Source organism: Novosphingobium kalidii, from assembly GCF_040534015.1.
Lineage (GTDB): Bacteria > Pseudomonadota > Alphaproteobacteria > Sphingomonadales > Sphingomonadaceae > Novosphingobium > Novosphingobium kalidii.
On the sequence record NZ_JBEWLY010000008.1, the window covers coordinates 222,373 to 248,552 of the forward strand.

At 62.0% G+C, this 26,180-nt stretch carries 25 protein-coding genes and 1 riboswitch; of the genes, 6 read left to right on the plus strand and 19 right to left on the minus strand.

Annotated elements, in window-relative coordinates; genetic code table 11:
* Window positions 1-128: 128 nt before the first annotated feature.
* Window positions 129-1,022 (minus strand): M48 family metalloprotease, encoded by an 894-nt coding sequence (locus ABVV53_RS04235; RefSeq protein ID WP_353983138.1) that lies wholly within the window; start codon window positions 1,020-1,022, stop codon window positions 129-131.
* Window positions 1,023-1,228: 206 nt separating this feature from the next.
* Between ABVV53_RS04235 and ABVV53_RS04240 the strand changes: the two genes are divergently transcribed.
* The gene (locus ABVV53_RS04240; protein ID WP_353983431.1) at window positions 1,229-2,209 is read left to right on the plus strand and encodes an NAD(P)H-dependent flavin oxidoreductase; all 981 of its coding nucleotides are present in this window, start codon (window positions 1,229-1,231) and stop codon (window positions 2,207-2,209) included.
* A gap of 12 nt (window positions 2,210-2,221) precedes the next feature.
* Window positions 2,222-3,004 carry an enoyl-CoA hydratase-related protein gene (locus ABVV53_RS04245; protein WP_353983139.1) on the plus strand — a complete coding sequence of 261 codons (783 nt, stop codon included), beginning with the start codon at window positions 2,222-2,224 and terminating at the stop codon, window positions 3,002-3,004.
* 304 nt (window positions 3,005-3,308) lie between these two features.
* Here ABVV53_RS04245 and sdhA read toward each other — a convergent pair whose 3' ends face one another.
* Genes sdhA through sdhC form a run of 3 tightly spaced genes read right to left on the minus strand, consistent with a single transcriptional unit; the run spans window position 3,309 to window position 5,969 of the window.
* Window positions 3,309-5,165, minus strand: coding sequence for a succinate dehydrogenase flavoprotein subunit (gene sdhA / locus ABVV53_RS04250; RefSeq protein ID WP_353983140.1), 1,857 nt, complete (start codon window positions 5,163-5,165; stop codon window positions 3,309-3,311).
* A gap of 1 nt (window position 5,166) precedes the next feature.
* Window positions 5,167-5,550, minus strand: coding sequence for a succinate dehydrogenase, hydrophobic membrane anchor protein (gene sdhD / locus ABVV53_RS04255; RefSeq protein WP_353983141.1), 384 nt, complete (start codon window positions 5,548-5,550; stop codon window positions 5,167-5,169).
* 23 nt (window positions 5,551-5,573) lie between these two features.
* The gene (sdhC, locus tag ABVV53_RS04260; RefSeq protein WP_353983142.1) at window positions 5,574-5,969 is read right to left on the minus strand and encodes a succinate dehydrogenase, cytochrome b556 subunit; all 396 of its coding nucleotides are present in this window, start codon (window positions 5,967-5,969) and stop codon (window positions 5,574-5,576) included.
* Window positions 5,970-6,168: 199 nt separating this feature from the next.
* Between sdhC and ABVV53_RS04265 the strand changes: the two genes are divergently transcribed.
* The 4 genes from ABVV53_RS04265 to ABVV53_RS04280 all read left to right on the plus strand — a co-directional run bounded on the left by ABVV53_RS04265 (window position 6,169) and on the right by ABVV53_RS04280 (window position 9,131).
* On the plus strand, window positions 6,169-7,062 hold the full coding sequence (locus tag ABVV53_RS04265) for a 50S ribosomal protein L11 methyltransferase (protein WP_353983432.1): 894 nt from the start codon (window positions 6,169-6,171) through the stop codon (window positions 7,060-7,062).
* Window positions 7,035-7,763: a DUF2459 domain-containing protein gene (locus tag ABVV53_RS04270; protein ID WP_353983143.1), complete on the plus strand. Its 729-nt coding sequence runs from the start codon at window positions 7,035-7,037 to the stop codon at window positions 7,761-7,763. Before ABVV53_RS04265 ends, ABVV53_RS04270 begins: the two co-directional genes overlap by 28 nt.
* 231 nt (window positions 7,764-7,994) lie before the next feature.
* Complete coding sequence (sciP, locus tag ABVV53_RS04275; protein ID WP_353983144.1) at window positions 7,995-8,297, plus strand: CtrA inhibitor SciP; 303 nt, start codon at window positions 7,995-7,997, stop codon at window positions 8,295-8,297.
* 60 nt (window positions 8,298-8,357) lie between these two features.
* A riboswitch (yybP-ykoY riboswitch) is annotated at window positions 8,358-8,547 on the plus strand.
* A 14-nt stretch (window positions 8,548-8,561) separates the two neighbouring features.
* Window positions 8,562-9,131 carry a TMEM165/GDT1 family protein gene (locus ABVV53_RS04280; protein ID WP_353983145.1) on the plus strand — a complete coding sequence of 190 codons (570 nt, stop codon included), beginning with the start codon at window positions 8,562-8,564 and terminating at the stop codon, window positions 9,129-9,131.
* A gap of 10 nt (window positions 9,132-9,141) precedes the next feature.
* On the opposite strand, the gene ligA is transcribed toward ABVV53_RS04280, so the two are convergent.
* From ligA to cofE, 15 genes are all read right to left on the minus strand, one after another.
* Entirely contained in the window at window positions 9,142-11,247 is a 2,106-nt protein-coding gene (gene ligA, locus ABVV53_RS04285) for an NAD-dependent DNA ligase LigA (RefSeq protein ID WP_353983146.1), read from the minus strand.
* 57 nt (window positions 11,248-11,304) lie between these two features.
* Window positions 11,305-12,969: a DNA repair protein RecN gene (gene recN / locus ABVV53_RS04290; protein ID WP_353983147.1), complete on the minus strand. Its 1,665-nt coding sequence runs from the start codon at window positions 12,967-12,969 to the stop codon at window positions 11,305-11,307.
* Between the two features lie 232 nt (window positions 12,970-13,201).
* On the minus strand, window positions 13,202-13,645 hold the full coding sequence (locus ABVV53_RS04295) for an RrF2 family transcriptional regulator (RefSeq protein WP_353983148.1): 444 nt from the start codon (window positions 13,643-13,645) through the stop codon (window positions 13,202-13,204).
* A gap of 67 nt (window positions 13,646-13,712) precedes the next feature.
* Window positions 13,713-14,504, minus strand: coding sequence for an outer membrane protein assembly factor BamD (locus ABVV53_RS04300; RefSeq protein ID WP_353983149.1), 792 nt, complete (start codon window positions 14,502-14,504; stop codon window positions 13,713-13,715).
* A 150-nt stretch (window positions 14,505-14,654) separates the two neighbouring features.
* Window positions 14,655-15,503 carry a TauD/TfdA dioxygenase family protein gene (locus tag ABVV53_RS04305; RefSeq protein WP_353983150.1) on the minus strand — a complete coding sequence of 283 codons (849 nt, stop codon included), beginning with the start codon at window positions 15,501-15,503 and terminating at the stop codon, window positions 14,655-14,657.
* A 161-nt stretch (window positions 15,504-15,664) separates the two neighbouring features.
* Window positions 15,665-16,516 (minus strand): TauD/TfdA dioxygenase family protein, encoded by an 852-nt coding sequence (locus ABVV53_RS04310; protein WP_353983151.1) that lies wholly within the window; start codon window positions 16,514-16,516, stop codon window positions 15,665-15,667.
* A 92-nt stretch (window positions 16,517-16,608) separates the two neighbouring features.
* Window positions 16,609-17,250, minus strand: coding sequence for a TetR/AcrR family transcriptional regulator (locus ABVV53_RS04315; RefSeq protein ID WP_353983152.1), 642 nt, complete (start codon window positions 17,248-17,250; stop codon window positions 16,609-16,611).
* A 133-nt stretch (window positions 17,251-17,383) separates the two neighbouring features.
* Complete coding sequence (locus ABVV53_RS04320; RefSeq protein ID WP_353983153.1) at window positions 17,384-18,250, minus strand: alpha/beta fold hydrolase; 867 nt, start codon at window positions 18,248-18,250, stop codon at window positions 17,384-17,386.
* A 245-nt stretch (window positions 18,251-18,495) separates the two neighbouring features.
* Window positions 18,496-19,803, minus strand: coding sequence for an NtaA/DmoA family FMN-dependent monooxygenase (locus ABVV53_RS04325; protein WP_353983154.1), 1,308 nt, complete (start codon window positions 19,801-19,803; stop codon window positions 18,496-18,498).
* 139 nt (window positions 19,804-19,942) lie between these two features.
* Window positions 19,943-20,461: a hypothetical protein gene (locus ABVV53_RS04330; protein ID WP_353983155.1), complete on the minus strand. Its 519-nt coding sequence runs from the start codon at window positions 20,459-20,461 to the stop codon at window positions 19,943-19,945.
* Window positions 20,427-20,975, minus strand: coding sequence for a helix-turn-helix transcriptional regulator (locus tag ABVV53_RS04335; RefSeq protein WP_353983156.1), 549 nt, complete (start codon window positions 20,973-20,975; stop codon window positions 20,427-20,429). The genes ABVV53_RS04330 and ABVV53_RS04335 overlap by 35 nt, the downstream gene beginning before the upstream one ends.
* A 207-nt stretch (window positions 20,976-21,182) precedes the next feature.
* Window positions 21,183-21,902, minus strand: coding sequence for an RraA family protein (locus tag ABVV53_RS04340; RefSeq protein ID WP_353983157.1), 720 nt, complete (start codon window positions 21,900-21,902; stop codon window positions 21,183-21,185).
* Between the two features lie 117 nt (window positions 21,903-22,019).
* Complete coding sequence (cofH, locus tag ABVV53_RS04345; RefSeq protein WP_353983158.1) at window positions 22,020-24,350, minus strand: 5-amino-6-(D-ribitylamino)uracil--L-tyrosine 4-hydroxyphenyl transferase CofH; 2,331 nt, start codon at window positions 24,348-24,350, stop codon at window positions 22,020-22,022.
* Window positions 24,337-25,302 (minus strand): 2-phospho-L-lactate transferase, encoded by a 966-nt coding sequence (gene cofD, locus ABVV53_RS04350; protein WP_353983159.1) that lies wholly within the window; start codon window positions 25,300-25,302, stop codon window positions 24,337-24,339. The genes cofH and cofD overlap by 14 nt, the downstream gene beginning before the upstream one ends.
* On the minus strand, window positions 25,299-26,072 hold the full coding sequence (gene cofE / locus ABVV53_RS04355; RefSeq protein ID WP_353983160.1) for a coenzyme F420-0:L-glutamate ligase: 774 nt from the start codon (window positions 26,070-26,072) through the stop codon (window positions 25,299-25,301). Before cofE ends, cofD begins: the two co-directional genes overlap by 4 nt.
* Between the last annotated feature and the right edge of the window lie 108 nt (window positions 26,073-26,180).

Below are 26,180 nucleotides of genomic sequence, written 5' to 3' on the forward strand. Positions count from 1 at the left end.
TTGCGAGTCATGATTTGCTGAACGTGTGTATAGCACAGACAGCGCAACGCAATAACTGCCGGCACGGATCGCCGTGACGTTCATCCCTCTCCCCGGCAGCACTCCCGACCAGACCGCCGTATGCCTGATCAGGACCCACGGTTTGGATCGAGTGCGGAGCGACCGGTTCTCTTCGGAGCACGACTTGCGAAAGTGACGACTGGTCCCATTGCCTGCAGGGCAGCAATCCGCCGCTCAGTGGCGGGATGGGTCGAGAACATCTCGGACACGCTTGTCGGCACGATGTAGAGTTGAGCCGCCGCGGGGTTGCGGATGACTGCATTGCTGGGGACATGCTGCGCAGGGCCGGCGATCTTTGCGAGCGCGGATGCAAGGGCCTGCGGATCGCCGCATATCTCCGCGCCAGCGCGGTCTGCCCCAAATTCTCGCGTGCGGCTGATCGCCATCTGCACGATCATCGCTGCGAAGGGCGCCATGAAGACGGCCGCGATCGCCACCAGCGGGTTCGGACGATCCTCGCCCCCGCTGCCACCGAAGAACAAGCCGAAGTTGGCCAGCATCGAGATGGCGCCTGCGACTGTGGCAACCAATGTCATGACCAGTGTGTCGCGGTTATGCACGTGCCCCAGCTCGTGCGCCATCACTGCGGCGATCTCTTCGCGGCTGAGCATCCGCAACAGACCAGTAGTGGCGGCCACGGCAGCGTTTTCCGGATTGCGTCCGGTGGCAAAGGCATTCGGGTTGTCGCTCTTCACAAGGTAGACGCGCGGCATCGGCAAGCGGGCTCTCTGAGCCAAGTCAGCCACGATGCCGTAAAGATCGGACCCGCTGCGCGCATCGACCTCTCTCGCGTCGTGCAGCTTCAGCACGATCCGGTCGGCATTCCAGTAGGTAAAGAGGTTCATCCCGCCCGCCACGACCAACGCGATCAACGCACCGCCACTTCCGCCGAGCAGGTAGCCAAGCGCCATAAACAGCGCCGTCAGCGCCGCCAGCAGCATCGTCGTCTTCAGTCCATTCACCTCGCGTCAGCCTCCAGCATGTGCACCTACTGAAATTTGGGAGGCGATCCGTTGATATCAACGTGCACCGAGACTTGCCGTTCAATTACCCGGACGCCGCCAGTGCGATGGCGGGCGAGAACGGACTTGCAGCAGGAGCGCGCTACGGACAAAGGCTGCAGCATCGGCACTACACCAGCAGTATAGCCAGGGAGGAAGAGGCGAACATGGCGTTCAAGACCCGCATCACAGAGATGCTCGAGATCGAGCATCCTATCGTCCAAGGCGGCATGCAGGGCGTAGGCTACGCCGAACTGGCGAGCGCGGTTTCAAACGCCGGCGGTCTCGGTACGCTGACTGCGCTTACGCAGCCCAGCCCCCAAGCATTGCGTGACGAGATCGAGCGCTGCCGCTCCATGACCAGCAAGCCGTTCGCTGTGAACATCACCGTCTTCCCGACGATCCTGCCGCCGGACTACAAGGGCTATGCTCAGGCCGCCATTGAGGGCGGCGTCAAGATCATCGAGACGGCCGGCACTCAGCAGGTCCGGGAGATCTGGGAGATGGTCAAACCGCACGGCATCACGGTCCTCCACAAGTGCACCGCAGTACGCCACGCCCTCTCCGCTGAACGCAACGGGTGCGACATCATCTCGATCGACGGCTTCGAGTGCGCGGGTCATCCGGGCGAAGACGATATTCCCGGCCTGATCCTGATCCCGTCCGCTGCGGACAAGGTGAAGATCCCAATGCTGGCCTCCGGAGGGATTGGCGATGCCCGCGGCTTCGTGGCGGCGCTTGCTCTCGGCGCAGAGGGCGTCAACATGGGAACACGCTTTTGCGCCACCAAGGAAGCCCCCATTCACGAGAACGTGAAGCTCAAATACATCGAGAACGATGAGCGCGGCACAAACCTCATCTTCCGCAAGTTCAAGAATACCGCGCGCGTGGGCAAAAATTCGGTGTCCGACAAAGTGGTCGAGATCTCCGCCCGCCCCGACGCAACCTTCGACGACATCCAACCCTACGTCGCGGGCGCTGTGGGGCGCGAGCTGCTGCAGACCGGCGACCTCGAAAAGGGGATCTTCTGGGCCGGTATGGTTCAAGGGCTGATCCACGATATTCCCACCTGCCAGGAATTGATGGACCGGATCATCGGTGGGGCCGAGGAGATCGTGAAAGCTCGCATGAACGCAATGCTCGTCTAAAGGACGGATGCCATGACTTACCAGCACATCCTCTATTCGCTCGAAGATCGCGTTGCACGCCTTGCGCTGAACGACCCCAGCACGATGAACGGCGTCACCGAGGCAATGGGCCACGAGATGGTGGATGCGCTTGATCGCGCCGCGCAGGAATCGCGCGCCGTGCTGATCACCGGGGAAGGCAAAGGCTTTTGCTCGGGAGCAAACCTCGCGGCGGCCAAGGACATGCTGGCGGATTCCCGTCGCGACGTCGGGGGTCAGCTGGACCGGGTGTTCAATCCGGTACAGATGGCGATCAAGCGCATGGAGCAGCCGGTGATTACCGCCATTCGCGGTCCGGCGGCTGGCTACGGCGCGGGACTAGCGGCAGCGGGCGACATCGTTTTGATGAGCGAGAACGCGTTCTTCTTCTGCGCTTTCGCGCATGTGGGCCTAGTGCCCGACGGTGGCGCGACTTGGCTGCTGGCCAAAGCCGTTGGCCGGGTCAGGGCTATGCGAATGATGCTTCTGGGCGAGAAGATCGATGCCAAGACCGCGCTGGAGTGGGGCCTTGCCACCAAAGTCGTGCCCGACGAGCAGCTCGATGAAGAGGCGATGACCCTGGCGAAGCAACTGGCAGACGGTCCGCGCTCTCTTGGTATGATCAAACGTATGGCTTGGGACGCGCTCGATTGCGACTTTGAAACTGCCCTCAATGCGGAGCGCCGTGGGCAACGCGATGCCGGCCGCACGGAAGACTTCCTTGAGGGAGTCGCTGCTTTTGTCGAGAAGCGCAAACCCAGCTTCAAGGGTCGCTAGACCGCCGGCAGGATAGAGGCTGCAGGCGGGCAAACAGCATTTCCACTCATCCGTCTGCAGCGGCGCCGGTGAGCCCGGAGGCCAGGGTGCGAGTACTGGATATGTGCAGAAGTCTGCACGCAGGTCAGACGCCCAGCTCAGTCCTGGCGCCCGGAAGGTCGCGAACATGACTTCGCCGGATGCGACGGCTCCATCGGCAATGCCGATCCGCAAAAACGGCGACAATCGCTAGTCTGTAGTGAGATCAGACCTCACCGACAGCCCAGACTCGATCGCCCGAGACACCGGTGAGGAGATTTCATGATTAGTACACGCGCGCCTTCGGCTTGATGTACTCGACATCGTCCGTAAGCGTGTATTCGTGGACGGGACGGTAATCGAGGCGCACTTCGCCGCCTTTCCCACCCCAGCCGTCGAACCAGGCTGCCGTGTGCTTCATCCAGTTTGCATCATCGCGGTTCGGGAAATCCTCGTGCGCATGAGCACCGCGGCTTTCCTTGCGGTTGTGTGCGCCGTGGAGTGTCACGGTCGCCTGGCTGATCAGGTTGTCGAGCTCCATCGTTTCGATTAGGTCGGAGTTCCAGATCAGGCCGCGATCGGTCACGTGGATGTCTTCCATCCGCTTGTACGTGGCCGCCAGCTTTGCCTTGCCCTCGGCCATTAACTCGTCATTGCGGAACACGGCCGCATGCTGCGACATGGTGCGCTGCATTTCGGACCGGATCTGCGCGGTCGGCGACCCACCCTTGGCGTGACGGAAGTGATCGAGGCGGGTAAGCGCCATGTCCGCCGAGCTCTTTGGGAGTTCCGGCTGTGCAGCGCCGGGCTTGATCGTCTCCTTGAGGTAAAGCCCCGTAGCACGTCCGAATACGACGAGGTCGATCAGCGAGTTCGAACCCAGGCGGTTGGCGCCGTGGACGGATACACAGGCCGCCTCACCGACAGCGAACAGACCGGGCACCGGTGTTTCCGGGTCGCCGTCTGGGCCGATTGTCATCACCCGGCCGTTATAATCGCAGGGAATGCCGCCCATGTTGTAGTGGACGGTCGGCACGACGGGCAGCGGCTGACGAGTCAGGTCGACGCCAGCGAAAATCTTGCCGCTCTCGGTGATGCCCGGCAGACGCTCGGCGAGAACCTTGGGATCAATGTGATCGAGATGGAGGAAGATGTGGTCCTTGTTTGGGCCCACACCGCGGCCTTCGCGAATCTCTAGCGCCATCGAGCGCGACACGACGTCGCGGCTTGCGAGATCCTTCGCGGAAGGCGCGTAGCGCTCCATGAAGCGCTCACCCTCGGAGTTGGTGAGGTACCCGCCCTCGCCGCGCGCGCCTTCGGTGATGAGCACGCCAGCACCGTAGATGCCGGTCGGATGGAACTGCACGAACTCCATGTCCTGCATCGGCAAGCCGGCGCGCAGCACCATGCCGCCACCGTCGCCCGTGCAAGTATGAGCGGACGTGGCCGTGAAGTAGCAGCGGCCGTAGCCACCTGTCGCAAGCACCACGGACTGCGACCGGAATCGATGGATCGTGCCATCGTCCATGCACATTGCGATCACGCCGACGCACTTGCCGCCGTCCATGATGAGGTCGATCGCGAAGTACTCGATGAAGAAGTCTGCCGCGTACTTCAGCGACTGCTGGTACAACGCGTGCAGCATGGCGTGACCGGTACGGTCGGCGGCGGCGCAAGTGCGCTGCACCGGGGGCCCTTCGCCCATGTTCTGCATGTGGCCGCCGAATGGACGCTGATAGATCGTCCCATCGGCATTACGGCTGAACGGAACGCCCGCATGCTCCAGCTCGTAGACAGCCTGGGGTGCCTCGCGGACCATGTATTCGATCGCATCTTGGTCACCCAGCCAGTCCGACCCCTTGACGGTGTCGTACATGTGCCAGGTCCAGTGATCCGGTGTATTGTTCTGCAGTGAAGCCGCAATGCCACCCTGAGCCGCGACCGTGTGCGAACGGGTCGGGAAAACCTTGGTGATGCAAGCCGTCTTCAGGCCAGCTTCGGCAGCACCCATCGTGGCGCGCAGGCCCGAGCCACCTGCACCCACGACCACAGTGTCATAGATGTGGTCGATGATCTGGTAGGCGGGACGCCCGGAAGCGCCGAGCGGAGTGGTGTCAGGCGTAGTCGGCGAAGGATTGGCCATTTCAAGCGCCTCCAAGCGCAAGGCGAATGACGCAGAACAGACCGAAAGCGGCCGCTGCGAAACAAATCAGGTTGAGCGCGAGGAGCGAGGCGAACTTGTTGCCTTCCTCATGCACGTAGTCCTCGATCACCACGCGCAGGCCAAGCTGCGCATGCCAGATGTTGACGACGATGAAGAGCGCCATGGCAGTCGCCGCCACGGGCGAAAGCAGCCACTCGCGCACCGCGACATAGTTGAGGCTCGGCATCATCACCAGCGATGCACCGAACCACACGGTCAGCAGAAGACTGCCGACTGAAGTGTAGCGGAAGAGCAGCCAGTGATGCGCCCCATTATGCGCCGAGCCTTTGCCCCGAACGCGTCCGATTGAAGTCCCGTTGCCCATTTTCTCGTTCCTTGAACCCGACCTCAGCGCAGCAGCAGCAAGACCCAGAACACAATGGTGAGCACGATGCCCGCCGCAGTGCTGATGTTGGCCCACCGCTTGTTCTGGCCCAATTCGTAACCTGCACCCGTATCGAGCACGAAGTGGCGAATTCCGGTGATAGCATGGGCGATCACCGAATAGCTGATGCCTACGAGCACGATGATGCCGATCGGGTTGGTGGCCAAAGCGACAAAGTCTGCGTAAGCCTCCGGGCCGCTAATCAAGGCACCGAGCCACCAGAGCAGCACAAGGATGCCCACGCTGGCTGCGACGCCAGTGGCGCGGTGCAGGATAGACGATACCATCCCCGGCCCCCAACGCCAGATCTGCAGGTGCGGTGAAAGCGGACGGTTCCTGGTCCCGGCTTGCTGAGCCATGCTTGATCGAGTCCCCTAATTCTTACAGCAGAGCTGCGCCGGCTCTGTTGCCCCACCCCTTAGCCGAATTGCCGCACCGTGCAAGGCTTGCACGGCAGCCTTTCGGGCACCCCACTGGCCAACCGCTACTGGTACACGTAAGAGATCCCCTCCCACCCACACATATCAGTCAAGAAGTTCTGTGAGTCGCACCTATAAGATGACCATCCTCGCCGGGCGCGAGGCCGTGGAAGCGGCGCTGCTGGCGCACGAGGACCAGCTCGACTGGGATACCGAGATCGTGCTTGCCGGAACAGAACTGGCCGATGACCGACCGGACGACTGGAAGCTCGAAGCTTGGCTACCACGCAGGCCGTCAAATGCAGACAAATCTGCCGTGGCCGATTTGTTTGTAGACGGGGTCCCGGAGATACTCGTTGAGTCACTGGATGAGGAGGATTGGGTCGCGCGCAGCCAATCGGACCTGGAGCCTATTCGCGCCGGTCGGTTCGTCGTGCGAACGCCCGAGCATCTGCCGCAGAGTGACGCGGGTACAGTAGAGTTCACCATCCCCGCCAGCCAGGCGTTCGGCACTGGACATCACCAGACCACAGCCGGGTGCCTCGCCATGTTGGATGCGATGAAGCAGCGTGGCGTGCTGGTGCGCAACATGCTGGATGTAGGGACGGGTACCGGGTTGCTGGCCTTTGCCGGGATGGCACTGTGGCCGCGCGCGAGTGCAACTGCCAGCGACATTGATGCAGTCTGCGCCGATGTCGTCGCGGAGAACGCGGAGGCCAACGATATCCCCCTGGGACCGCGACCCGGCGCTCTCGTCATGACGATCGCAGACGGGCTCGACCATCCGTTGATCCACGCGCGAGGCCCCTATGACCTGGTAATCGCAAATATCCTAGCTGGCCCGCTTGTCCAGCTCGCTCCCGAGTTCGGCAAGGCTTTGGTGCCGGGCGGCCACTTGTTGCTCGCGGGCTTGCTCAACAGCCAGGAGGACGCGGTTCGCGCCGCCTGCCGACGCGCCGGGCTACGCTTGGCTGCCCGCATCGTTTCGGGAGACTGGTCGATCCTTTGGCTGCGGCGCCGGTTGCGCGGCTGATCCGGTGGCTGCGGCTCATAGGCGCCGCGCTAGGTCTTGTGCTTGCATCTTACCTGCTGGCGACTTGGATCGGATCCTCCGTCCCGCGTAATGCAGCGTGGAGAGAACCGGCCTCGGCAGACTACGTTGTTGGCGTAGAAACGAACGGCGTCCACACTGCACTGGTCCTGCCTGTGGTCACCCCGATCAAAGACTGGCGGGAAGACTTTCCATCAAGTGACCTGGTGGAGCCGAATAGGCCTTATACCCACGTCTCGATAAGCTGGGGCGAGCGCGAGGTATTTCTCAACACGCCAACCTGGTGGGACCTCTCTGCGAGCGCGATTCTTCGAATTCTGACTGGCGGAGGCAAGGGTTTGGCTCACGTGGTCTACTATATGCGACCGGCAGCGTCCGAAGATCTGCGCCCGGTCCGTTTATCTGCCGCGCAATATGCAGCACTCGTCGCCTCCATCGAGAGTAGTTTCTCTGGTGGAACGCTGCAGCGACACCCCGGATATGGCACCTCAGATCTCTTCTACGAAGTCGGCGGGCGGTATACGGCAGTTAACACTTGCAACCAGTGGACCAGCAATCGGCTGGCTGCCGCTGGCGTCCGCGTGGGTTGGTGGACTCCTTCTGCCGGCGGCGTGATGAAGTGGGTGCCGCGTCCGACAAGCGAAACCGCGCTTCTTCGAGACTCTGGCCCCTTAGCCCAGTAGCAACACAGTCCGGAGATCACTCGCTCAACAAGAGTATAAATGGTTTCTGAGCATGGTGAATAGGCCATTAAGACTAACCCAACTCTTGTAGGCCTGTTCGCCAAGCAGACCAGCTACTTAGCACAATATGGTGGAGGTTTGTTAACCTATCTCAGAAAGTTCCTCTTAACCTTTGAGGCTAATGTTTGACCTCGCTCTGGGGGCGTACCAAACAGCTAAGGAGGCACAACTATGCTGGAGAGTGACACCTTCCAACCGAGGACCGTCATTGGACCGTTGGGCGAAGAACTGACTAAAGCGGACCTTCCACCGCCTGATACGTCACGATGGGTGGTCCGGCGAAAGGCGCAGGTGGTATCGGCCGTGAACGGCGGCTTGCTGTCGATCCGCGAGGCTTGTGAGCGCTATGATCTGACGCTCGAAGAACTGGCGTCCTGGCAGCGCGCTATCGAGCGCGAAGGCATGCCGGGGCTTCGCGCAACGCGCGTGCAGCACCACCGGCAGAACCATGAGCGTGAGATGCGTAGGGAATAATCTGCCCGCGCGCGGCCGCAGCGACGGGTTGCCGCCCCGGCGGCACGTGTCTAGAGGAGTGCACCCGTTGTTGGGGAGTAGCCGATCGCCGCGTGGCGATCCGCACGTCAACATACTTGGTCGAGAGATCATGGCGTGTGGAGGGTGGTTTGACCGTTGAAGGTCAGAACCATCCGGGCGAGACCAACGGCATGGCGTCCTTACCGGCCGGGTGGGACGCGATGCTGTTGCCACGTCTCGCGCCCGGCCTGGAAAGAGATCGCCTTGGAAGCCCTGCTCACCTCTACCGTCATCGTCGCGATCGCTGAGATCGGCGACAAGACGCAACTGCTCGCCATCGTCTTGGCTGCACGCTTCAAACGACCGATGCCGATCGTGCTGGGCATTCTCGCAGCCACGCTGGCCAACCACTTTGTCGCCGCTTTGCTTGGGCAGCAGGCGGCCTCTTTCCTGGACGGTCTGTGGTTCCGCTACATTGTCGCAGCCTCGTTTATCGTGATGGCGGCTTGGACACTCATCCCCGACAAGTTCGACGAGGATCAGCAGAAGCCGGCTCGCTACGGCGCCTTCCTAACTACCCTGATCGCCTTCTTCTTCGTCGAAATGGGAGACAAGACGCAGCTAGCGACGATTGCTCTGGGCGCGCGGTTCAACAGTGTCTTGGCAGTCATGGCGGGCACAACGCTCGGCATGATGCTCGCCAACGTACCTGCGGTGTACCTCGGGCAGGAACTCATACGCCGGGTTCCGCTGCACGTCGTGCGCTGGGTGGCTGCGGCGCTGTTCCTCGCTGTCGGTCTTTGGCTGCTGGCGCAAACGGCTGGCTGGCTCTAGTCTGAAATGCTCAACCGGCGGCGCGCACGATCTCGGCCCACTCGGCCTCTTCAATCACCCGGATACCGAGTTCCGCAGCCTTCTTGAGCTTGGAGCCCGCTCCAGGTCCTGCCACAACCAAGTCGGTCTTGGCAGACACCGCGCCAGCGGCCTTGGCGCCGAGCCGCTCAGCTTGAGCCTTGGCTTCGTCCCGGCTCATCGTTTCGAGCTTGCCGGTGAACACCACCGTCATCCCCGCGACTTCGCTGTCTCTGGTCTCCACCTGGTACAAAGGAGGTGAAACCTCGCCGAGCAGGTCGTCCCAGACAGCGCGGTTGTGCTCCTCATGGAAGAACTCGCCGAGAGCTTCCACGACGACGGGGCCGACGCCATCGATCGAAAGCAGTTCCCCTGCAGCCTCAGAATCGCCCGCACGCGCTTTTTCGGCCGCATGGCGTAACGCCGGCAGTGTTCCGAATTGCTTCATCAGGTCACGCGCGGTCACAGCGCCGACGTGGCGGATACCAAGTCCGAACAGCAGTCGCGCCGCATCGGGCTGTCTTTTGGTTTCGACAGCTGCCAACAGGTTGTCTACAGACTTCTCCTTCCATCCCTCGCGAGCCAGAAGCCCGGTGCGATGACGTCGGAGGCGGAAGATATCGGCGGGGCTTTGAAGCCAGCCGACCGAGAACAACTTGTCGATCGTCTTCTCGCCAAACCCTTCGATATCAAGGGCAGCGCGGCTGACGAAGTGCTTCAACCGCTCTGTGCGTTGAGCAGGACAGATCAGACCGCCGGTGCAGCGCACATCGACCTCCCCCTCCTCTGGCACAGCTTCGGAGTGGCACTGCGGGCAGTGGTCCGGGAAGACGAAAGCAGGCCGTTCCTCGTCGCGAGTCAGATTGTCGACCAACTGTGGGATCACGTCACCCGCACGCTGGAGCACGACGCGGTCGCCGGGCCGTACACCCAGGCGGGCGATCTCGTCCCGATTGTGCAAAGTCACGTTGGTGACGGTGACGCCGCCCACCAGCACGGGGCGGAGCCGGCCCACGGGCGTGAGCTTGCCGGTGCGACCTACTTGAATGTCGATGGCTTCCAATACGGTCTCGGCCTGCTCGGCGGGAAACTTGTGCGCCAAGCCCCAGCGCGGCGCCTTCGCCACGAAACCGAGCCGAGCCTGCCAGTCCAGCCGATCAACCTTGTAGACGACCCCATCGATCTCGTAGGCCAGCCCTGCTCTTCCGGCGCGGATCGCCTCATAGGCGGTGAGCATGTCCTCGAGCGATCGGCACAGGCGGAAATCGGGCGACACCGGCAACCCCCAACTCTCAAGCTGGCGGATAACCTCATGCTGTGTTGCGCCTGGTACAGCGCTCGCAGCACCCCATCCATGCGCCCAGAACCGCAGGGGCCGCTTCGCTGTGACGCTAGGATCCTTCTGGCGCAGCGAGCCGGCGGCCGCGTTGCGCGGGTTAGCGAACTGGCGGACCTTGCTCTCGTCGAACGCCTCCCCCTTCGCGTCGGCGACTGCACGGGCGTCGTCCAAGAGCGCCGCGTTAAGCGTCAGGAACGCGGCCTTCTCCATGTAGACTTCCCCGCGCACTTCGAAGATCTCCGGCACCTCCCCTATCAACTCCTGAGGGATGTCGGGGATGTAAGCGACATTGGCTGTCACATCCTCGCCCACCTGACCGTCGCCACGCGTCGCGGCGCGAACCAGCCGCCGCTTTTCGTAGCGTAAGGAGCAAGACAGCCCGTCGATCTTGTCTTCTGCAGTTATCGCCAGCGGCTCGTTATCCGGCAGCGCCAGAAAGCGCCGTACGCGGCTGAGGAAATCAGCGACTTCCCCGGCGCTGAAAGCATTGTCGAGGCTCATCATCCGAACCTCGTGTGTCACTTTGGAAAGGGGCGAGGCAGCGACCTCGTGGCCGACCTTTTGACTGGGACTGTCGGCGCGAATCAGGTGCGGGAATTCTGCCTCCAGTTCGGCATTGCGCCGCACCAGCGCGTCGTACTCAGCATCGCTGATCTCGGGCGCATCGTCGGCATGATAAAGCCGATTGTGCCGTGCGATCTGCCGGGCCAGCCGCATCAATTCATTGGCCGCCTGCGCTTCTGTTGCGTTCTGTGACATGCGCGCGTCCCTAGCGTGCGGGTGGGCAAAAGCTACTGTCGACAGGGCACGGCGCGCTCATGCCCGCTCCAGCAGCCGGTCTGCCTGAGCGCGCGCTTCTTCGGTCACTTCTGCGCCGGAGAGCATACGGGCGATCTCTTCCTTGCGCTCCGCCGCGTCAAGCAACGTGACGGACGTGCGCGTCACGGTGCCTTCGCTGGATTTTGCAATCATGTAGTGGCGATCACCCCGAGCGGCGACCTGCGGGCTATGCGTGACCGCCAGCAACTGGCCTGAAGCCGCGAGACGACCGAGGCGTTCCCCAATGGCGCTGGCGACTGCTCCACCGACACCTCGATCAATCTCGTCAAAGATCACGGTGGCAGCTCCACCCTCCTCCGCCAGCGCAACCTTGAGGGCAAGGATGAAACGAGAAAGCTCACCGCCGCTGGCGATCTTCGCAAGCGGTGCAAAAGGCGCGCCTGGGTTGGTGCTGATGAGGAACTCGACAGAATCCATACCGTGCGCGCCCCAGCGCTCCTCAGGAAGTTCGGCAACCGCAGTGCGGAAGCGCGCAGCGTCCAGCTTGAGGGGCGCCAACTCCGCAGCGACCGCTTCATCGAGCCGCAGCGCGGCAGCGATACGGTTGGCATGCAGTGCCTGCGCCCCCGCGCGATAGTCCTGACCTGCAACGGCAGCCGCAGCCTCCAGCCGAGCGAGCTCTTCGGTGCCCCCCTCAATGGCGTCGAGTGCGGCCTGCATCTCACGCAGCTTGGCAGGAAGGTCATCTACCTGGCAGGCGTGCTTGCGAGCAGCAGCGCGCAAATCGAACAAACGTGTCTCGATCCGGTCCAGCTCAGCGGGATCGAAGGACATCGCCTCGGCCGCACCGGCGATCTTCACTTCAGCGTCGTCTGCCTCGATCATTGCGCGGTCCAGTGCCTCCAAGGCCTCTTCCAGCAGCGGGTGCTCTGAGGCGATGCGGTCGAGCCGTCGCGCGGCGGCACGCAATGACGCCAGCGCCGAATCGCTGCCCTGAAACAAGTGCTGCAGCGCCGACAGGTCGTCCGTCAGCTTTTCGCCCTTCTGCATGGTCGCACGAGAGAGAGCGAGTTGCTCCTCTTCGCCTTCCTCCGGCTGCAGTGCAGTCAGTTCTTCCAAATAGGCAATGAGCAAGTCGCGCTCCTCGGCCGCCTGGGCAACGCGACTCTGCGCGGCTTCCAGGCTGTCGCGGGCGGCACGCCAATCGCGCCACGCCGCAGCGACGGCACTGGTATCGCCGCTGGCAAAACGATCGAGCAGCTGTCGATGCCCGCGAGCATTCACGAGACCGCGATCGTCATGTTGGCCATGAATCTCCACCAGGGCCGGACCGATCTCGCGCAGCAGGGCCACACCGACCGACTGGTCGTTCACGAATGCCTTGCTGCCCCCATCCGCACGAAGCTGCCGCTTCAGGATCAGCGGTTCGCCCGCCTCTATCTCTATGTCGGCCTCATCAAGCGCCCGTCGCACGGCAGCCGGCAGCTGCCCGAACTCAAAGCTGGCGGTGACGCTCGCCCGGTCCTCTCCAGCGCGCACCAGACCGCTGTCCGCCCGGTTGCCGAGCACGAGCCCGAGCGCATCCAGCAGGATCGATTTGCCCGCCCCGGTCTCTCCGGTGAGCACGCCAAGTCCTCCGGCGAACTCGAGATCGAGCGCGGCAATAAGGACGATGTTGCGGATGGAAAGCCGGGTGAGCATGTTCGTTGCGCGTTCTAGCGCAGCGCATGCCACGCGTCACCCGGCTTGTCTCCGCCCGCGGCAAGGGGAAAGCGTGGCCGGAGAAGACTCCAACAGCTTAACGTACCACAAGATGCCGCCATTCGGGACTGAAGTTCGCCGACGACGCTGCCGCCAGAGGAAGTCTCTGCACATTCACGAAAAAGACGCCGGCGATCTGATAACACAATCGACGTGACGAGCGTCAGATGCCCTATATTTCGGGCTCTCCATCAAAGGGCGGTTCGGGAACGATCGGGTCCGCAAGACTCATCCGGTCTAGCATCGCCGCCATCTCGTCGCGCAGCAGCAACATAAGGCCACGAAGACGGCACTCGGCTTCGGGAAGACAGTTGGCGCAGGTTTCGTGCGCGTTGCGGCTGGCGCAGGGCACAAGTGCGAGGCTGCCCCGAGTGACGCGGATGATGTCGCCGTACCGCACGTCCACAGGCGAAAGGGCCAGTTCGTACCCTCCGGAGCGGCCTCGGTGCGAAATAACGATACCCTCGCGGACCAGTTCAGACAGGATCACCGTCAGAAACTTGCGGGGGATATTCTGAGCGGTCACGATTTCATCAAGGCGCACCGGGCCCTGCTTGTATCGGTCTGCCAGGTGCTGAAGGGCGCGGATGGAGTAGCGGGTCTTCTGCGAAAGCATGGCACGGGAGACTCAACGCCTCCTATGCCAAAATGTCAACCTGCGGACTAGACTCGAACGATGCCGGTCAGACGTTCTGGGGTGCGTGCCTTTTCATCAGGCCGTAGGCACGCGAGTACCATTGGCTTCCCGGATAGTTCCGGGCCAGCACCGCAGCAGCCTTCTGCGCCTCTTCTGGCACACCGAGCGAGAGATACGACTCGACCAAGCGGTACAGCGCCTCTGGCGCATGGCTGGTCGTCTGATAATTGTCGACCACGTTGCGGAAGCGCAGAGTCGCCGCCAACCAGCGCCCGCTTCGCTGGTAGTAACGGCCGATCGTCATTTCCTTGCCGGCAAGGTGATCGTTGACGAGGTCGAGCTTGATCTTGGCGTCGGCCGCATAGCTGGTCGTCGGATACCGGCGCACGACATCGGTCAGCGCCTGCTTTGCCTGCTGCGTGATCCTCTGATCGCGAGTGACGTCGCTGATCTGCTCGTAATAGGACACGGCGATCAGGTAATAAGCGTAAGGCGCATCCTTGTTGCCCGGGTGGATCGAGAGGAATCGCTCAGCAGACTGGACCGCTTTGTTGTAGTCACCCGCGGCATAGTAACTGAACGCGCTCATCAACTGCGCGCGCCGGGCCCAAGGCGAATACGGGTGCTGGCGCTCCACCTCGTCGAACAGCGCGGCTGCCTGCTTGGTCTGACCACGATCCAGGCGCGCCTGAGCGGCGCTGTAGAGCGTGTCCACATCGCGTGCGACGTAAGCGGTGTCTTTGGTCCCGCCCCCTCGTCCCGCGCAGCCGGCGGTCAGGATCATCGCCCCTGTGGCAACGGCGAACAAGGCGGGCTTCAAACGCGATCTATCGAGCATGGCGGGGTCTATAGACAGCCGGCGGCTGAACGCCAAGTGAAACGCTGGATCTGCTGACCAATGTTCTTGGTGTCAGCAAGCAGAGGGCGCTGCCGCCCCAACGACGGTCGTTGGGACGGTACAGGCGCACTGATGAGCCGAGATGACGGCTCAGGCGAATGCCTCTTCACCCTCCAACTTCGTGCGCATCATCAAGCGGCCCGATTTGTGGTCATAAGGAAGCGCGCGATGCATCGTTCCGGTGTTGTCCCAGATCACCATGTCGCCAAGCGACCAGGTATGGCGATAACAGAACTGTGGCTGCGTTGCCCAATCACGCAAGCGAACCAGCATCTTCTCGCTTTCCATGGTGCCCAAGCCTTCCACCTGGAGCGCTGTGGCACCGAGCACGAGCGACTTGCGTCCCGAGCGGTGCTTCCAAACCAGCGGCAGCGTGTTGCTGCCGCGCGCCATCCAGCTCTCGAGTTCGCCAATGCTCGGTTCCGGCCTCCAGTAAAGCTGTGCGCGCCACATCGCATGAACCACATTCAGCGGATCAATGGCGCGCTTCTCCTCCTCCGGAAGATCGTCGTAAGCGGCGTAAGTATTGCAGAAATCAGTCTCACCACCCTCTTTCGCCAGAGCCCGCGCACTCATGATCGAAGCCAGGATCGGTTTTTCCGACATCGTGCCGTCAATGTGCCAGAAGAATGCGCCCTTCAGGTAGCTTGCGATCGGGTTGATGCTCTCATCCATGGTGACGGGATAGACTGCATCCTTACCCTCCTTTCCGCCTTCGCCCTCCTCATGCGCAAACGTGCCCAGCGTGTGAGTGAAGGCGATCTGCTCTTCATCGGAAAGGTTAATCTGCGGGAAGACGATAACTCCGCGCGCTTCCATGATCGCGCGAATTTCACCAGCCTTCTCGCCGCTCAGCAGCGTGTCTTTGTCGGTGCGGATAACCGTCCCGATCTTTTCCGCCGCGTCACTGACCTGCCAAGTGCTTGTTACCGTTGCCATGTGTCAACCTTCCCGTTTCCGGCTTTCGATGCCGGTTCATGTGCTGAACAGTTGTACAGCGCGGAACGGAAGTGGGTCAAGTAACGCGCTCTGCGGTCGACGCGCAAAGGGTCCGCTCGACAACCGAACGAACCCTTTGCGACTTTCACTCAGAGGTGAGTTCAGGCGTAGACGAACGCCTCTTCGCCCTCCAGCTTCGTCCGGTGCATCATACGGCCACACGAAGGATCGTAAGGCTCGGCGCGGTGCATGGTGCCCGTGTTGTCCCACATCACCAGGTCGCCCACCTCCCACTCGTGGCTGTAGGTGAAGTTGGGTCCGGTCGCCCAATCCCTCAGGCCATGGATAATCATGGCGCTTTCAAGTGCCGATTTGCCGACAACCTGCGCCGCCGTGCAGCCGATCACCAGGCTCTTGCGCCCGGACTTGTGCTTCCACACGAGCGGCAATTCCTGCTCCCCGATGCCGGCGTAGGCCTGTAACTTGGCAAGGCTCGGCTCAGGCTCGTAGTAGAACAGCGAAGCCCAGGGGCCGTGAACGACACGGTACTGCTCGTACTCGGCCTTCTTCTCTTCCGGCAGATCTTCGAACGCGCTGTACGTGTTCGCAAAGCCAGTGTTGCCGGTGCCTTTCGGCGAGGGCTTGATGCACGTCAGGAGCGATGCGAGGATCGGCACGTCGTTACGCGTGCCGTCGATGTGCCAGTAAAGCGAGCCCTTGAGGTACTCGGCACTTGAAGGGTTCTCCTTCACATCGAGCGTGATCTTGGTGATCTCCTCGTCGCCGCCCGCCTGCTCCGGCGCAAATGTGCCAAGCGTCTTGGTGAAGGCCACCTGCTCTTCACTCGTGAAGCCGATCTTCGGGAAGACGAGGACACCGCGTGCCTCAAGCAATTCGCGGATTTCCCCCGCGATGTCGCCGGAGAGCAGGTCTTCCTTTCCGTTGAGCACGCGTGAGCCGATCTTCGGCTTGATCTCTTCTGACTTTAGCAGGGCTTTGGTCTCGACCGACATCTTTTTCTCCCGAACTCCGCCTGTGGGAACACTGTTCTTGGCGCCTATAGGCCCCAACAAAGGCTGTCGTCCAGAGTATGTATCCGATTAGATCACACGCTCCTTCGCCTATTCCGCTGTGAAATTGATCCGACACTACGGCCTTGCGGCTGGCCGCTCGTCAGTCGCTCCAGCCAGTCGAGTACAAAGCTCATCGCCTCTTCGTGGCCGACGGTTACGCCGAGGTTCTCTTCCATGACGATTGCCCGGCCCACTCCGGCAAGCACGACGCTCAGCCCAGCCGGCGAGCAGCCATCAAGAGCTTGCAAGCGATCGCCAAGCACATGCCGGAAAATCTCGATTTGGCGATGGCGCATCGCTTCGCTGTGCTTCGCCATTTGCGCGCGGAGCGCCTCGCGGTGGTTTGCCATGGCCATGAACTCGAGCGCCATTGCGGTACGGCTCGTGTCGATGAAGAAGCGCCACAACGCCTGTAACGGATCCTCAGAGGCAAGCGCCTCTTCGATCATGCGATCGCTTTCTTCCGCGCCTCGACGCGAAACTTCGATCAGGAGATCGTCCGTCGTTGGAAAGTAATAGTGGACCAACGAGGGCTTCAGCCCTGCCCGCGCCGCGACGCGTCGCGTGCTGACAGCGACGTAGCCCTCTTCCCGGATAAGGTTCTCGGTAGCCTCAACGATCGCTGCTCGCGTTGCCGAGGTCTCGGCTCCGATCCTGCGCGCTGCGCCGGCCATGACATTCCCCTTCGCAACCAGCGTTGGTGAAGAGTATCTTCCAAGTCAACCAGCGACCCTAACCATGCGGGCGATAGCGGCACCATGCGAACGGATCGAGCTGTTCGGGTTCGGCGCCGCTACACGTCCCTGGTCAATCTCGAATGAAGTCCAGAATGGCGGGCACCAGCTTTGGCCAAGAGCGGAAAAGCGTGTGCCCCTCCTTTCCAGACTGCGTCTGGGCCGAGCGATAGTTCCACTCATTATCTTCCCACGGCGGATCAAGCATGGTGGACTGCGGCAAAAGACGGTGAACCCACTCACTGGTCGCCCGCGTGTGCGACAAGTCGCTGTTTCCGCTGCGATAGATCAGCACCGGCATCGTCAGTCGAGCAAAGTCGCGCGGAGTCATACCCGGGACCGGCGAAATGTCCGAGGGCACATAGGCAGCGGCCCACTTCTGCATGATCTCAATGAACTTTTCGGGATCCTGTGAACGGACGAACTCCCTGGCCTGTTCGCTCTTGGAGAGGTTCTCGGCCCATGATGTGGCCTTCAACACTGCTTCCATACCGCCCACACTGGCTAACGTGCCCGCCTCGCCGCAGTAATAGGTTGCCAGCTGCATCAGACCGATCGGATCGCCCGAGATCCACCACAGCACGAGATGCGAGCATATCTCCGGATCGCGGGCCGCCGCCAGCATCGACACGCGCGAGCCGCCCGACCCGCCGGCGATCACCGTGGGCCCCAGATCAAGTTTTCGAATGAGGCCACTAAGCGCCTCAGCCTGCATCTCGGACTCGCTCGGCCCACGCAGGCACGCGTCCGAGTAACCGCAGTTCGGCCGGTCATAGATCAGCACACGGCGTCCCGCCTTGACGAACTCCTCCGCCATTTCGCGAAGACCTGGCACATCCATGGTGAAGCGACCACCCGGAGTGAGCGCCACCGCGGCGTCACTCTCCTTCCCGAGCAGTTCGTAGGCGATGCCTATACCGTCGACGTCGATCTTGTTCATGAGCCTCTCCCTCGCGGCTGCAATGCCGTCTGCCATCTATCGTCCCGTTCCCCCGGTACGATGGCAAGCTCAAACACGGACACGTCGCCCGCCTTTGCCTTCGATGTGCTCCGCTCAGAGCACGTAGCAGGTCCGGTTGCGCCATCGTCATTACGCCTATCCGTGCCGCCGGGTCGTGATCTGCTCACCAGGAGCGAAGCAGGGACCGGCGCATCAGCACTGCCCGAGCACCTGATGCGGGTGCCTTATTCAAGCCCCAAGTTGGCGCGGAAAGTCGTGCCCTCGTATTCGGTCCGGTAAATACCCTTCTTTTGAAGGATCGGCACAACCTCGTCGACAAACTCCTCGACGGAGGAAGCCATTACAGTGGGCGTGATATTGTAACCATAGCAGCCGGTCTCACGCCAGATATCCTCCATCCGATTGGCGACCTGCTCTGGCGTCCCGACTATCTGCGGTTTCCCGACAGCCAGACCCCACCGGATCGCAACTTCGCGAAGAGTCAGCGGCTTGTCGCCTTCAATGTTGGCGAACGCCTTCATGAGGCCCTGCGAGGCCTGCGTCTCTATGTCCGCGAGCGGCTGGTCCAGCCCCATGCCGGCGAAGTCGACCCCCATCGTTCCCGAAAGACGTGCAAGGCAGCCATCAATGGGCAAGCGCTCTACCAAATCGGCAAGCTTGCGCTTTGCTTCTTCCTCGGTGCCGCCAACGATGGGCTGAATTCCAAAGCTCACACCCGGCGTCTTTTGTCCTGCCGCTTGAGCCGCATCCTCGAGGTTTGCCTTGAAAAGCTTCATACCCGGAACGTTAGGCTGGATCGAGAATACTACATCTGCGTGGCTGACGGCGAACTGCTGGCCTCGGCCCGAACTGCCGGCCTGGAACAGCACCGGCCGCCCTTGCGGCGAAGGAGGAACGGGCGCCACTGTTTGGCAGGAGAAGAATTCTCCACGGTGGTCGATGAACTCCACCTTTTCCGGGTCGGCGAAGACGCCACTCTTCCGGTCCGCGAGAATGGCTCCCGGCTTTACCGAGTTCCACAGCTTGTAGCAGACCTCCATGTATTCATCGGCGCGGTCATAGCGGCGATCATGATCCAGCTGCTCAAGGCCCAAAGCCCTGTGTTCGCCTCGCAAATGCCCAGTGACGATATTCCACCCCGCGCGCCCGCCGGAGAGATAGTCGATCGTCCCCAGTTGCCGAACGATGGTCCAGGGCTGGTATGAGCTTGTCGACATCGTGGTGGCCAGCCCTAGGTGCGTGGTCGCCGCGGCAAGAGCACTCAAGAGAACCACCGGGTCAAGCGACGGCCAGCAGACGCCATACCTCACAGCGTCTGCATAACTATCGCGGTAGCGGTCGAACACGCCAGGCGTGTCAGCAAAGAAGATGCCATCGAAACGGCCGCGCTCCAGGGTCCGCGCCAGATCCTGCCACATCTTCAGATCGTGCAGTGCTTCGAGCCGATTGTCCCCCGGCGCCGCCCAGCTCAGCACCGTGTGGTTGATCGGCGAATTGATCAGGAAGCTGACGAGGTGGATCTGCTTGCTCATATGTCTCGCCCAAAACTGCTATGGTTCTCAGCCATATCATGTCGGCTGAAGCAAACTCGGGCAAGTCGTTTCTGCGCAAAATGTATCCAATCTGCCGCAAGGCGCAATAGCCTCTCCGCAACATCCATTGCAGAAAGAGTCAGTCGCTCCAATTCGGATAACTGCCGCCCACCCGCCTTTTGCGGATGGTATGCGCACAAAGACCAAGAGCAAGGACGAGCATGTGTATGTAGTTGGGAAACTGAGTCATCGCCATGTATGCAGCTGGGGGCAGATTTACCAAAGTCGCTCGTGCAAAATGCGCGCTAAGCGCGGCAAGCTGAGCTCCACTCATCCAGACCGGGTAAATGCGATTGGCATACAGCGCGATCGAAACAACCACTCCACCCATCAAGGCATCGAGCAGCAGACGTACGGGATCAACCTGCTCAAGTGCACCAGGAGCGTCCAATATCAGATCGTAAATCGTCCATAGCGTAAGGAAGACCAGCAAGGCACCCGAAAGAAGACGTTCGGGCGCAGCCCCGCGCATCCAGGCAACAAGAAAAAGCAGCATAGCCTCCGGCAACTGCGCCTGTGCGCAGAGCAGCCAGAGATAATCAGGCATGGGCAAGTTCAGCTGGTTAGAGCGCGACGGAAAGAGCTTGGGCAACGCCAAGCGTCGTCATCGCCATGACGAGCATTCCTACCGCGATAACGACCATAGCGGCGACGCGATTTAGCTTTCCGCCGCCCCCGAAGAAAAGGTCAGGGCCGACACGCACCGCGCCGAACTCCTCCGTCGCAAATAGTGCAGATGGGCTTTCGATACAGGGAGGCAGCCCCTCGGCAGGTGACTGCGGAGCGACGCCTGCAGCGAAGGCACACTCAAGCTCACCCTGCGGCGCCGAGACTGCCGCTTCCTGCCGCTGCTGCCACGCAGTGTAGCTGCGATATGCGCGTGCGAGTTCTGCGCGAGGTGGAAAGCCCGCGCGGCCGCGGACAGCTTCAATCCGCTGATTCACAGCGCTTTCAGAAATTCCCAGACGACCTGCAATTTCTTTGCTGCTTCTATTGTCCGAAACCAGCGCAAACACTTCATGCTGTTTCGCGGTGAGTACTGCGAACACCGAGGCGAATTCACACGATCTCTCGCTCGCACGATACCCCGCGCTTGACGAATCCATAAACATACTGGCCCCCACCAAGCTGTGTACGGCCAGAAAGCGATCCCCCGGGCTTACTAACCGCGCTTATGATTTACGCCTTTAGCATTTCATATCAAGACAGTTTTTGCCGACGTGCCGAGAGGTTAGAGGGGGGCGAGAAATAACCGGGCGCCTTTTTGGCGCCCGATGTATATCAAAAATGAAGAGCGAGAGTGAAATCGCTAACTTCGGTCAGAGATCGTCCTGCCAAGTCCCGTCTTTCATCTCGATGCCCATTTCCACAATTGCGGCTCGAAAACCGAAAATATCGAAGGGACGCTCACCTGCAGCGATAAGCTGACGGATTCCGACCTCGGCCGCCGCCCGCTTTTCTGCCCCGTCCACCGCGTGAAGCAGCAGAGCGCGGGGGATCACAAGAACGCCATCGGTGTCGGCGCAAACGACATCGCCGGGCTCGACGATCACACCGTCAACCGTGACAGGGACGTTCACTGCTGCCGGTCCGCGCTTCTCCGGATGCTCCACCGAAACAGCGGTGGACCAGACCGGAAAGTCCAGCTCGCGGATCGCGTCGATATCGCGTGCGGCACCTTCGACCACAGCTCCTGCAAGGCCTTGCTTCTTGGCAAACCCGCAAGCCACGTCGCCCCACAACGCGCCTTGGTGCCCGCCACCATTCGTGAGCACCAGCACATCGCCGGCCTCCGCCACCTCCAGCGCGCAGTGTATCGCTAGGTTATCGCCAGGGTAGTTCCATGCGGTGATGGCAGGACCGATCAGACGCTTGCCGTCCTGGCGCGCCAGCATCTTGGGGCTCATCAGACACATGCGCCCGGCAACGGCGCCAAGCCCCTCATGCAGGTCGGCCACACCGAAGCGCCTGGCACGAGCGATCAGTTCTGGATCGGGACGAGGAATACGCTTGTAAATGACAGATTTGACCGGACGCATGACTGTCTCCGCATGGCAATCCGCCAACCGCGGATCAAAAGAACGAGACCCGTCATTTGCATTCGCCACCAAAGCGCGCAACGCCAAATATATACATTTTGACGCCTGGAGCGGGGCTCAGGCAAGCTGTCGAGCTTGCCTGAGCATCTCCGGATCGCCGTAGAGCGTCGTACGCCGCCGAAGCCGACGACCGGCCGCAGCAGCCGCGGCACCCAGGTCCTCGACGCTGACGTCCTGCCCATGCGAAGCGCCCGCAGCCCGGCTGATGCTCTCGTTCATGAGCACGCCGCCTAGATCGTTCGCACCGGCCTTCAGCACTGCTGCAGCCCCACCAACGCCCAGCTTGACCCACGAGCATTGGATGGAGCCGATCGCTCCGTGCAGGGCGATGCGCGCCACTGCGTGCATCATGACTGCTTCGCGCCACGTCGGTCCCTTGCGGCTTTGGCCGCGGCGGTAGAACGGCGCCTCCATGTGGACCAGCGGCAAGGGCACGAACTCGGTGAACCCTCCACTGTCAGCCTGCTGGCGCCGGAGGGCCAGGAAGTGCCGCGCCCAGTGTTCGGGGCGCTCGAGATGGCCAAACATGATGGTCGATGTCGTTGGCAGGCCAACGCGATGCGCGTCGCCGACGATCCCAAGCCACTCCTCGGTCGTCAGCTTGTCTGGGCAAATCTGCGCGCGAATGTCGTCAGACAGGATTTCCGCCGCAGTGCCGGGGAGCGAGCCGAGCCCCGCATCCTTCAGCATCCGCAGGTAATCGATAACTGGCATCGCCAATGTACGCGCGCCCTGGCTTACTTCAAGCGGCGAGAAGGCATGCACGTGAAGCTCAGGACACTCCTCCTTCACAGCGCGCAATATCGAGAGGTACGTCTCTCCGGTATAGCTGGGATGAATCCCCCCCTGCAGGCAAACCTCGGTAGCGCCTCGTTCCACCGCTTCACGTGCGCGGCCGGCAATCTCCGGCAAGTCCAGATTGTAGGGCCTATCGCGGAAGCCGCCCTTGCTGCTCGTCTTCGAGAACGCGCAGAACGAGCATGAGTGCGTGCAGATGTTCGTGTAGTTGATGTTGCGGTTGATGACGTACGTCACATCGTCACCACTCACTGCGGCTCGCAAAGCATCGGCGGCTTCGACGACCGCCTGCGCCGCGGCGCCGCGTGTGGAGAAAAGCGCGGCAATCTCTGCTTCCGACAATCCGCTCCCATTCGCGGCTCGATCAAGAATGCGGTGAAGCTGCAGGGCGACTGGCCCCTCATGCCGTCGGCCCAGAGGCATAACTGGAGTGCCCGGTGCAGGATCCGCCACGCCTGGACTCCACGCGCTGTCGCGGGCCAGGCCCTCGCTGTCGGACAGCTTGAGCACCGCGGGGCGGATCGCTGGGTCAAGGCAGGAGCGATCGTCCGTCGCGACGAAGCGCGGGTAGACTGTCAGTCGCTCAACCAGCGGCAGCCCGGCGTCGGCGCATACCGCAGCCAGCCGCTCCACTTCAGGCCAAGGCGCTTCGGGATTCACATGATCTTGCGTCACCGGCGAGATACCACCCCAATCGTCGATGCCGCAGTCGATCAGTTCGCAAAGGCGCTCGTCATTGAGGTTAGGAGGAGCCTGAACGGAGACGTCGTCGGGCAAAACGATCCGCGCCGCCGCGACAACTCGTAGGAAATCCGTTTCCGTAGCCTCGGGAGCCCCTGCCATCTTTGTGCCAGGCTTGGGGCAGAAGTTCTGCACGATCACTTCCTGAAGGTGCCCTTGCTCCTGCTGCAAGTCGCGCAGAGCAAGCAGCGCCTCAATCCGCTCATCGGCGGTTTCGCCAATCCCGATGAGAATGCCGCTGGTCATGGGGACTTTGGCCCGTCCGGCGGCCTTGAGCGAGGCGAGCCGCACGGCGGGGACTTTGTCCGGCGAACCATGATGCGCTCCGCCCTTCTCCAGCAGCCGCTCCGCCGTGCTCTCCAGCATGAGGCCGCCAGAGGCCATGACGGGGCGCAGCATCCGCCAGCCATCCTCGTCAAGCACGCCGGCGTTGACGTGCGGCAGCAAGCCGGTCTCTTTCAGGACCAGCTCGGCACAGTGGCGCACATAGTCGATAGTACGCTCGAAACCATGCGCGCCAAGCCATTCGCGCGCGGCGGCATAGCGGCGTTCTGGAGCATCGCCGAGCGTAAACAGCGCTTCCTTGCAACCAGCCGCGGCGCCATCGCGAGCGATCGCCAGCACTTGCTCAGGCGTCAGATACAGCGCTTCCGATCGGGACGGAGTCGTCGCGAAAGTGCAGTAGTGGCACACGTCCGCGCAGAGGCGGGTCAGCGGAATGAACACCTTGCGCGAATAGGTCATCCGAGCCGGTCCACGCTTGGACCGGCGCTCGCGCGCTTCGGCTTGCAGCTCTGCCAGCGGGGCAGAAAGGAGTCGTGTAATCAGCGCACGGTCAGCGGGTGCCATTGTCTTCCTGTTCGATGCGGGCTGCTGACAGTGCTACGCGCGCAAGCCGCTCCCGATCATCGGCATCGCACATGACTGTTGCTGTAATCGTGACGGAAAGACCGAGTGCGCGCAACCCCTCCGCGTCGGACGCATCGGCTTTGTCGATGATTACGTGGCTTGCCAGCTCTTTGTAATGATGCCCGATGGCAAGGTTTCTGGCTTCCTCACCGAGCTCGCGCAACAGCTTGCTCAACGGGCCTTTCAGTGCCTTCCCACCCACAAGTGGCGAGACCACGATGATGGGAACCGCAAGTGCCTGCAGAGCCGCCCGCACGCCGTCTACGGCCAGGATGGGGTCCACACTGAGGTACGGGTTGGAAGGGCAAACGATGACAGCGGCAAGATCCGGCCGCGCCAGTGCGCCTGCGAATCCGGGCGACGGAGCGGCGCCAGGCACGCCCTCGAAGCGGATGGCACGCGCCACGGGCCGGCACTGCTCCCGCACGAAGTAGTGCTGGAAGTCGAGCACCCCTTCCTCGCTGACGATCTGCGTACGCACAGGCGTGTCGCTCATCGGAACGATCGCATGGGCGATCCCGAGTTCGCGTGTGAGGCGCGCAGTGACTTGCGAGAGCATCTCTCCCGCACGCAGGCGCCAGGACCGAGCGATGTGCATACCAAGGTCCCGGTCCCCCAGGTTGAACCAGTCTGCCTCACCCAACTCCCGCAACATGGCCATTGCCTGCCAGGTTTCGCCCGCGACGCCCCAGCCCCTATCAGTGTCGTTGAGCCCGGCCATCGCATACGTAACGGAATCGAGATCCGGGCAGATCGTGAGGCCGAGATGCTCGAAATCGTCTCCGGTGTTGACGACGACGGTCAGGTCCCCGGGCGGCAACACCGCTGCGAGCCCTGTCGCCAGTTTAGCTCCGCCAACGCCTCCGGAGAGCGCCAGAATGTGACGCTTCATCGGAACATATCCTGCTCGATCGGCCGTACGCCGGTCTCCGCGCCGGGTCCATCCTCTGCGCTGACCCACCGTTCAGCACCGCGAACCAAAGCGACCGGCGTCCCCTCGTCCCCCTCACCCATCGCCAATGCAGCCATCGCAGCGACGGAGTCTGCGACGGCGATCTGTGTTGCCTGCAGCACGCGGCCGAACAAATCGCGTCCCGTGCCGCGCTTGTCCTCGACGACAGTGAGGCCAGCGCAGCCGATCGCAGTTCCCGCTGTCCCTATGCGCCAGGCGCGGCCCATGCTGTCCGCGATCACGATCGCCGGGCGTGCTCCCGAAATAGCGGCAATTTTTGAACGGATGGCGCGCGCGGAAGCGTCGGGATCTTTGGGCCAGAGCAGCACCGTTCCGGCGTCGCCTCCTTCGACATTGGAGGCATCGATGCCCGCGTTCGCCAGGACGTGCCCAGTGTGGTGGCGGGCGATGATCGCTGCCGGGGTGGTGCGTAACAGCTCTCGGCTCTCGTTTAGAATGAGTTGCACCATGGCGGGCTCTCGCGCCGTCTGCTGGGCAATACGGCTGGCCTCTTCGCCTACGTTCACGGCTGCGAGCGCAACCAGCCGCCCCTCGTTCTTGGAGACGATCTTCTGAGCAAGAACGATGACATCGCCGTCTCCAAGCACTTCGCCCGCGCGATCAATCGCGGCGCAGATCTCCTGAGCGACGTCGGTCGTTTCATCGACAAGTGGCATGTCACGCAATGGAATGGCGCAAAGTCCCGTCATCCGTACATCTCACTTGATCCTGACAAGGCGTGCATTGGCTATTCCCAAATGTGGACTTTTCGTTGGCGCAGAGGGGGCGCTATCGGCAATGATGACGTGAACGCAACA

Excerpts from the sequence above, each read along its gene's own strand:
- ABVV53_RS04245 (WP_353983139.1), top strand. The coding sequence starts at position 2,222 with ATGACTTACCAGCACATCCTCTATTCGCTCGAAGATCGCGTTGCACGC.
- recN (WP_353983147.1), bottom strand. The coding sequence starts at position 12,969 with ATGCTCACCCGGCTTTCCATCCGCAACATCGTCCTTATTGCCGCGCTC.
- ABVV53_RS04320 (WP_353983153.1), bottom strand. The coding sequence starts at position 18,250 with ATGAACAAGATCGACGTCGACGGTATAGGCATCGCCTACGAACTGCTC.
- ABVV53_RS04310 (WP_353983151.1), bottom strand. The coding sequence starts at position 16,516 with ATGTCGGTCGAGACCAAAGCCCTGCTAAAGTCAGAAGAGATCAAGCCG.
- sdhA (WP_353983140.1), bottom strand. The coding sequence starts at position 5,165 with ATGGCCAATCCTTCGCCGACTACGCCTGACACCACTCCGCTCGGCGCT.
- ABVV53_RS04325 (WP_353983154.1), bottom strand. The coding sequence starts at position 19,803 with ATGAGCAAGCAGATCCACCTCGTCAGCTTCCTGATCAATTCGCCGATC.
- sciP (WP_353983144.1), top strand. The coding sequence starts at position 7,995 with ATGCTGGAGAGTGACACCTTCCAACCGAGGACCGTCATTGGACCGTTG.
- ligA (WP_353983146.1), bottom strand. The coding sequence starts at position 11,247 with ATGTCACAGAACGCAACAGAAGCGCAGGCGGCCAATGAATTGATGCGG.
- cofD (WP_353983159.1), bottom strand. The coding sequence starts at position 25,302 with ATGAAGCGTCACATTCTGGCGCTCTCCGGAGGCGTTGGCGGAGCTAAA.
- ABVV53_RS04315 (WP_353983152.1), bottom strand. The coding sequence starts at position 17,250 with ATGGCCGGCGCAGCGCGCAGGATCGGAGCCGAGACCTCGGCAACGCGA.
- ABVV53_RS04265 (WP_353983432.1), top strand. The coding sequence starts at position 6,169 with ATGACCATCCTCGCCGGGCGCGAGGCCGTGGAAGCGGCGCTGCTGGCG.
- ABVV53_RS04240 (WP_353983431.1), top strand. The coding sequence starts at position 1,229 with ATGGCGTTCAAGACCCGCATCACAGAGATGCTCGAGATCGAGCATCCT.
- cofH (WP_353983158.1), bottom strand. The coding sequence starts at position 24,350 with ATGGCACCCGCTGACCGTGCGCTGATTACACGACTCCTTTCTGCCCCG.
- sdhD (WP_353983141.1), bottom strand. The coding sequence starts at position 5,550 with ATGGGCAACGGGACTTCAATCGGACGCGTTCGGGGCAAAGGCTCGGCG.
- ABVV53_RS04295 (WP_353983148.1), bottom strand. The coding sequence starts at position 13,645 with ATGCTTTCGCAGAAGACCCGCTACTCCATCCGCGCCCTTCAGCACCTG.
- ABVV53_RS04305 (WP_353983150.1), bottom strand. The coding sequence starts at position 15,503 with ATGGCAACGGTAACAAGCACTTGGCAGGTCAGTGACGCGGCGGAAAAG.
- cofE (WP_353983160.1), bottom strand. The coding sequence starts at position 26,072 with ATGACGGGACTTTGCGCCATTCCATTGCGTGACATGCCACTTGTCGAT.
- sdhC (WP_353983142.1), bottom strand. The coding sequence starts at position 5,969 with ATGGCTCAGCAAGCCGGGACCAGGAACCGTCCGCTTTCACCGCACCTG.
- ABVV53_RS04300 (WP_353983149.1), bottom strand. The coding sequence starts at position 14,504 with ATGCTCGATAGATCGCGTTTGAAGCCCGCCTTGTTCGCCGTTGCCACA.
- ABVV53_RS04340 (WP_353983157.1), bottom strand. The coding sequence starts at position 21,902 with ATGCGTCCGGTCAAATCTGTCATTTACAAGCGTATTCCTCGTCCCGAT.
- ABVV53_RS04335 (WP_353983156.1), bottom strand. The coding sequence starts at position 20,975 with ATGTTTATGGATTCGTCAAGCGCGGGGTATCGTGCGAGCGAGAGATCG.